The organism is Teichococcus deserti (assembly GCF_001982615.1).
Classification (GTDB): domain Bacteria; phylum Pseudomonadota; class Alphaproteobacteria; order Acetobacterales; family Acetobacteraceae; genus Pseudoroseomonas; species Pseudoroseomonas deserti.
In genome coordinates, this window is sequence record NZ_MLCO01000275.1 from 1 (window position 1) to 6,301 (window position 6,301).

Sequence of the window (6,301 nt, forward strand, 5' to 3'; positions counted from 1 at the left end):
GGTATTGCGCCAGCAGTTCCGGCGCGCCGGGATCGGCGCCGCTGCCCAGCAGCAGCTCGGCCAGCGCCGAGACATCGCGGAAGCCGAGGTTGAGCCCCTGCCCGGCGATCGGATGGATGCCATGCGCGGCGTCGCCGATCAGCGCCAGGCGCGTGTCGGTGTAGCGCAGGGCGTGCATGGCCGAGAGCGGGTAGGACCAGCGGCGGCCGATCGGCGTCACCTTGCCCAGGTGGTCGCCCATGCGGCGCTGGATCTCCTGGCCGTATTCCTCGTCGGGGAGCGCCAGCATGCGCTCGGCGATGCCGCGCTTCTCCGACCAGACGATGGCCGAGGCATTGGGGTGCTCGGGCGTCGGCGCCAAAGGCAGCTGGGCGAAGGGGCCGTGGGGCAGGAAATGCTCCAGCGCCATCATCCCGTGCGGCAGCTCGTGGGCGATGGCGCCAACCAGGCCGAGCTGGCCGTAGTCATGCGTCGCGATGCCGATGCCGGCCTGTTCCCGCAACCGGCTGCGGCGGCCCTCGGCGGCGACGACCAGCCGGGCGCGGATCAGCTCGCCGGTGGAGAGGCGGATCTCGGCGCCCTCCGCTGTGCGGGTGACCTCGGCTTTCGCCGGCGCGCGGACCGTGAGATGCGCCAGTGATTGCATGCGGGCGTTGAGCGCCATCCGCAGCGCGCGGGCCTCGACCATCCAGCCGAAGGCCTCGGTGCCGGTTTCCGCGGCATCGAAATGCAGGCGCAGCGAACTCGCCGCCTCGCCGGGGGCGCCGTCGGTGCAGCGGATGCGGGTGATCGGGCCCGGCGCCCAGGGCAGCAGGTCCCAGACGCCGGCGGCGTCTAGCAGGCGGCGGCTGGACAGCGCGATGGCATAGGCGCGGCCGTCGAATTCCGGCAGCTCCATCGGCGGCAGGGCGGCGTGGTCCACCACCGCGGTCGGCAGGCCGGCGCTGGCCAGGCGGGCGGCGAGCGTCGCCCCCACCGGGCCGGCGCCGATGATGCAGACCGCCACCTCGGTGACAGTGGACGGCAGGGTCTGGGCGCGTTCGGTCATGCCGCCATTGTGGCGCCTGGGGCGCTTCGCCGAAAGGCCGTGCGGGCCAGGCAGGCCACTGCCTGAATTTTGAGCATTCATCGGCTGCCACCGCAGGCGGCCAGGATCCCGCAGCCCCTGAATCGGCGTGTCACCGCCTGTGGCACGGCGCTCGCATCAGAAGCGGCAGCTACGCGGAATAACTTGAGGGGACCGCAGCGCATGAAGCTGGTGATGGCCGTCATCAAGCCTTTCAAGCTGGACGAGGTGCGCGAGGCGCTCACCCCGCTCGGCGTGCAGGGGCTGACCGTGACCGAGGTGAAGGGGTTTGGCCGGCAGAAGGGCCAGACCGAGATCTACCGGGGCGCGGAATACCACGTGTCCTTCCTGCCCAAGCTGAAGATCGAGGTGGCGGTGCCTGCCGACCTGGTCGACGCCGTGGTGGAAGCGATCGCCTCCACCGCCCGCACGGGCAAGATCGGCGACGGCAAGATCTTCGTGCTGGACGTGGAGCGCGCGCTGCGCATCCGCACCGGCGAGACGGACGCCTCGGCGCTGTGATGCCGCTCCCCAACCAGAAGACGATGGAACCGAGGAATATGCGAATCCTGGCGCGCGGCGCGGCTGCGCTGCTCCCCACCCTGCTGATGGCGGCGCCCGCCTTCGCGCAGGAGGAAGCGACGGTGAATGCGGGCGACACCGCCTGGATGCTGACCAGCACCGCCCTGGTGCTGATGATGACCATCCCCGGCCTGGCGCTGTTCTATGCGGGCATGGTCCGCAAGAAGAACGTGCTGGCCACGATGATGCAGTCCTTCTTCCTGGCCGCGCTGTGCAGCGTGATCTGGATGGTGGCCGGCTACAGCCTCGCCTTCGGCGAGGGCGGCGCCTATATCGGCGACCTGTCGAAGATCTTCCTCTCGGGCATCGCCGAGAACTGGGACAAGCCCTTCACGCTCGGCAGCGGCGACGGCGCGGTGGCCTTCACGGTGCCCGAGACGATCTTCGTCATGTTCCAGATGACGTTTGCCATCATCACCCCGGCACTGGCCACCGGCGCGGTCGCCGACCGCATGAAGTTCAGCGCCCTGGCGCTGTTCACCGTGCTGTGGTCGCTGCTGATCTACAGCCCGGTCGCGCACTGGGTCTGGCACCCGAACGGCTGGATTTTCGCCCTGGGCGCGCTCGACTTCGCGGGCGGCACCGTGGTCCACATCAACGCCGGTGTCGCCGGCCTGGTGGCGGCGCTGGTGCTGGGCAAGCGCACCGGCCTCGGCACCGAGAACATGTCGCCCTTCAACCTCGGCCTCGCCGTGATCGGCGCCGCGCTGCTGTGGGTGGGCTGGTTCGGCTTCAATGCCGGCTCTGCCGCCACCGCCGGCGGCCGCGCCGGCATGGCGATGCTGGTGACGCAGATCGCCGCCGCCGGCGCGACGCTTGCCTGGGTCGCCGCCGAATGGCTGACCAAAGGCAAGCCGTCCGTCCTCGGCGCCATTTCCGGCGCGGTGGCGGGCCTGGTCGCCATCACGCCGGCCGCCGGCTTCGTGCTGCCGGTGCCGGCGCTGATCATCGGCCTGATCGCCGGCCTGGCAGGCTTCTGGGGTGCCACGGCGCTGAAGCACTGGTGCGGCTACGACGACAGCCTGGACGCCTTCGGCGTGCACGGCATCTGCGGCATCGTCGGCGCGCTGCTGACCGGCATCTTCGCCTATGGCCCGCTCTCGGCGACGCCGGCCCTGCCGGGGGGCATCGCCGGCTCCTTCGACCAGTTCCTGCTGCAGCTCTACGCGGTGGTGGCAACCTTCGTCTTCACCGCGATCGGCAGCTGGATCCTGCTGAAGGTGGTGGACCTGATCGTCGGCCTGCGCGTGACGGAAGAGGAAGAGCGCGAAGGCCTGGACGTGTCGCTGCATGGCGAGCGTCTGGGGTGATGTCTTCCAGGCCGCCGTGCCCGGGTGGCAACGGCCGGTGAAACGGCCCACCGACAGCGCGACCTTCCAGGTCGCGCTGTTTTCGTATTCGGCGTCCCGTCGTGACACCCGGGTGCCGTCTGTGGTGAGGCGTTGTCCTGGTCACGGCCGAAGATCAGAAAGAAGATGGGGTCCAGGGGAATTCATTCCCCTGGCCTGCCTCTGGCTTCGCTGCAACTGACTTCGGTTCCGCAGGTTACCGCCCAGTAACAATGGGGATGGAACCGATGGCCGCAGAAGCGAGGTCCGCGGAAGCACCGGCGCTGAAGCGCGCCGTGGGGTTGCCGCTGCTGCTGATGTACGGGCTGGGCAGCATGCTCGGCGCCGGCATCTACGGGCTGGTGGGCGAGGCCGCCAAGCTGATGGGCAGCGCCATCTGGATCGCCTTCCTGGTCAGCATGGCCGCCGCGCTGCTGACGGGCCTTTCCTATGCGACCATCGCCAGCCGCTATCCGCGGGCCGGGGGTGCCGCCTATGTCACGCAGCGCGCCTATCGCAGCCCGGCGGTGGCCTATCTGGTCGGGCTGGCGGTGGCCTGCTCGGGGCTGACCTCGATCGCGACCCAGGCCAATGTCGTCGCGCGCAACCTGCAGGCGGCCTTCGGGCTGGAGGGGGTGCCGCCGGCGCTGCTGGCGCTGGGCTTCCTGCTGATCCTGGCTGGGATCCTGTTGCGCGGGATCAAGGAGTCGCTCTGGGCCAACGCGGTCTGCACGGTGGTGGAGGCGGCGGGCCTGCTGCTGGTGATCGCGGTGGGTGTTCCGTACTGGGGCTCGGCCAGCCTGTTCGACTGGCCGGAGGGGGGCGGCGAGGCCACGGGCACGGCGCTGCTGGTGTTCCAGGGCGCTGTGCTGACCTTCTTCTCCTTCATCGGCTTCGAGGACACGCTGAACCTGGCCGAGGAGGTGAAGGACCCCGAGCGCACCATGCCGCTGGGGCTGATCCTGGCGATGCTGATCGCGACGGGCATCTACATGGCCATCTGCGTCACCGCCGTCTCGGTGATCCCCTGGCGGGAGCTGGCGGCGGCCCCGGCCCCGCTGGCCGCGGTGGTGGAGAAGGCGGCGCCCTGGTTCCCCAAGGTGGGCTTCATCGGCATCACCATCTTCGCCGTCGCCAACACGGCGTTGGTCAACTACGTGATGGCGTCGCGGCTGCTCTACGGCATGGCGAAGCAGGGGCTGCTGCCGGCGCCGCTGGCGCGGGTGCATGCCGGGCGGCAGGTGCCCTATGTCGCCATCCTGGCGCTGCTGGCGGTGGTCATCGGCCTGTCGCTGCTGGGCGACGTTGCGGCGCTGGCGGCGGCGACGGTGCTGCTGCTGCTGTTCGTCTTCGCCATCGTCAACGGCGCGCTGGTGCTGCTGATCCGCCGGCCGGGCGAGCCGCAGGGCCGCTTCGCCCTGCCCTGGATCGTGCCGGCCTTCGGCGCGCTGGTCTGCCTGGCGCTGATCGTGGTGCGGGTGACCAGCGGCAACCTGACGGCGCCGCTGATCGCGCTGGGCCTGCTGGCAGCGATCCTTCTTCTCTATGTCGCCACGCGGAAGCGGGATGGGGATGCGATGGAGCGCTTCGTGAAGAGCGATGCGCTGTCCTAGGGGCGTGGCCGGACCCAGACCTGCTCGGTGACCACACGGCCCCACTGGTCGCCCTGGAATTCCTCCGCCAGGGAAAAGCCCGCCGCCTCGTAAAGGCGGCGGGCGGCCTCCAGCCCGCGCAGCGTCCAGAGGCGGGTCTCCGAGAAGCCCTCCGCATCGACGAAGGCCAACGCCTCGGCCAGCAGGCGCTGGCCGGTGCCGCTGCCGCGGGCCGCCTCGGCCAGGATGAACCAGCGCAGATGGGCGCGGCCCTCGCCCAGATCCTCGCCGTCGATGGCGATGCCGCCCAGCGCCTCGGGCATCCCGGATTGCCAGGCGCCCCAGAGCCGGTTCTTCCCCGATCCCAGCCGGCCGCAGAAATCCGCCATGCCGCGGCCGACGACGCTTTCGAAGGCCGCACCGAAACCGTGGTGGCGAGCGTAATGCGCCGCCTGCAGCGATAGCATCCGGCCCAGCAGCCCGGGCTGCCAGCCGGCGCGGATCTCGATCCGGGCCGGCCGGTGGCGCTCGGCGCCAAGGGCCTCGGCATAAAGGGACAGGCCCTGGCGGACCGTCTCGCCGGCGCCGTCGGGCAGCCGGGCCAGGGCAGCGGCCACCTGGCGGCGGGCGAAGCCATGGATCGCTTCCAGCCGCGCGGCGCCGGCCGCGGTCAATGCCAGCTGCTTGGCGCGGGCATCGCCGGGATCGGGCGTCTCGGCCACCAGCCCGGCCTCGACCAGCTTGCGCAGCATCCGGCTGATGCTGGATTTCTCCAGCCCCAGCAGGCCGGCCAGGCGCTGGGCGGTCAGCCGCTCGCCCTGGCCGAGCGCGATCAGCGCATGCACGGCGGAAGGCGGCAGCTCGGTCCCGGCCAGGCCCGGGCGCAGGAAGCCGAGCTCCCGCACCAGCTGGCGCGAGGCGGCGCGAATCGGCTCAATGAGGGGGTCCAAGGCGCTTCCTGATGAACGGTATAGTTGCTTGATACAACCAAATCGGCCTGAGGAAAATCAGAAAGAATCGCGCAGCTGCGGGTTGTCGAAGACCGGCTCGCGGTAGCGGCGCAGCACCTCGCGCAGCACGCCGGCCAGCTCCTGCTGCTCCTCCTCCGACAGGAAGCGGCCGATGGCGACGCGGCGGCCGCGCTGCACCAGCGCCAGCCCCTGCCGCTCATGCCATTCGACGCGGGTCCAGTAGGGGTCGAGGGCGGCCTCCTCCCGCCGGCCGCGGGCATCGACCCGGCGGACGCGGATGCGCCCGGCGGAAAGCGACACCACCTCCCGCGCGCGCGCCGAGGCGCGGTGGTGCAGCAGGACCAGCGCCAGCACGCCCAGGATCTCGAGGCCGAGGAAGGGCACCACCGGCCAGGCGCCCAGCATCAGGAAGATGACGCCGCCGATGACCGCCCAGGCGAGGGCCAGCCCGGCCAGCACCAGGAAGCCGCGCGGGCGGAAGCTGCGATGCGGGGTGCTGACCGCCTCGAAGAGGATGGGCTCGGGCTCGGAGGCTGGCTCTGGCAGCATCAGCAGCTAACATAGGGTGGCGCCCTGCCCGGCGACGGTCCTTTTTCGGATGCCCCTGCCATGCGCCGAGTGCGTTGATGAAGCCTCCCGCTCCGATGCCCCCCGCCGCCCTGGCCGACCCGGTGCCGTGCAGCGGCTGCTTCGCGACGCGCCTCCGCTTCGGCGCCGCCGGCACCGGGTCGGCCAGGGCGGCGGGGGGCATCGGAGCGGGAG

Annotated in this window: 6 protein-coding genes; 3 read left to right on the forward strand and 3 right to left on the reverse strand. The window is 71.0% G+C overall.

Going from position 1 to position 6,301, the window contains the following annotated elements; all coding sequences use genetic code 11:
• On the reverse strand, positions 1-1,048 hold a 1,048-nt coding region (locus tag BKE38_RS23605; RefSeq protein WP_076959674.1), incomplete at its 3' end, for an FAD-dependent monooxygenase.
• Between the two features lie 201 nt (positions 1,049-1,249).
• Between BKE38_RS23605 and BKE38_RS23610 the strand changes: the two genes are divergently transcribed.
• The 3 genes from BKE38_RS23610 (at position 1,250) to BKE38_RS23620 (ending at position 4,589) form a co-directional block, all read left to right on the forward strand.
• On the forward strand, positions 1,250-1,588 hold the full coding sequence (locus BKE38_RS23610) for a P-II family nitrogen regulator (RefSeq protein ID WP_076959675.1): 339 nt from the start codon (positions 1,250-1,252) through the stop codon (positions 1,586-1,588).
• A gap of 38 nt (positions 1,589-1,626) precedes the next feature.
• Complete coding sequence (locus BKE38_RS23615; protein WP_278247643.1) at positions 1,627-2,958, forward strand: ammonium transporter; 1,332 nt, start codon at positions 1,627-1,629, stop codon at positions 2,956-2,958.
• A 266-nt stretch (positions 2,959-3,224) separates the two neighbouring features.
• Positions 3,225-4,589, forward strand: coding sequence for an APC family permease (locus BKE38_RS23620; RefSeq protein WP_076959676.1), 1,365 nt, complete (start codon positions 3,225-3,227; stop codon positions 4,587-4,589).
• Here BKE38_RS23620 and BKE38_RS23625 read toward each other — a convergent pair.
• On the reverse strand, positions 4,586-5,518 hold the full coding sequence (locus tag BKE38_RS23625; RefSeq protein ID WP_076959677.1) for a helix-turn-helix domain-containing GNAT family N-acetyltransferase: 933 nt from the start codon (positions 5,516-5,518) through the stop codon (positions 4,586-4,588). The two genes, BKE38_RS23620 and BKE38_RS23625, sit on opposite strands and share 4 nt — an antisense overlap.
• A 57-nt stretch (positions 5,519-5,575) precedes the next feature.
• The gene (locus tag BKE38_RS23630; RefSeq protein WP_076959678.1) at positions 5,576-6,088 is read right to left on the reverse strand and encodes a DUF2244 domain-containing protein; all 513 of its coding nucleotides are present in this window, start codon (positions 6,086-6,088) and stop codon (positions 5,576-5,578) included.
• Between the last annotated feature and the right edge of the window lie 213 nt (positions 6,089-6,301).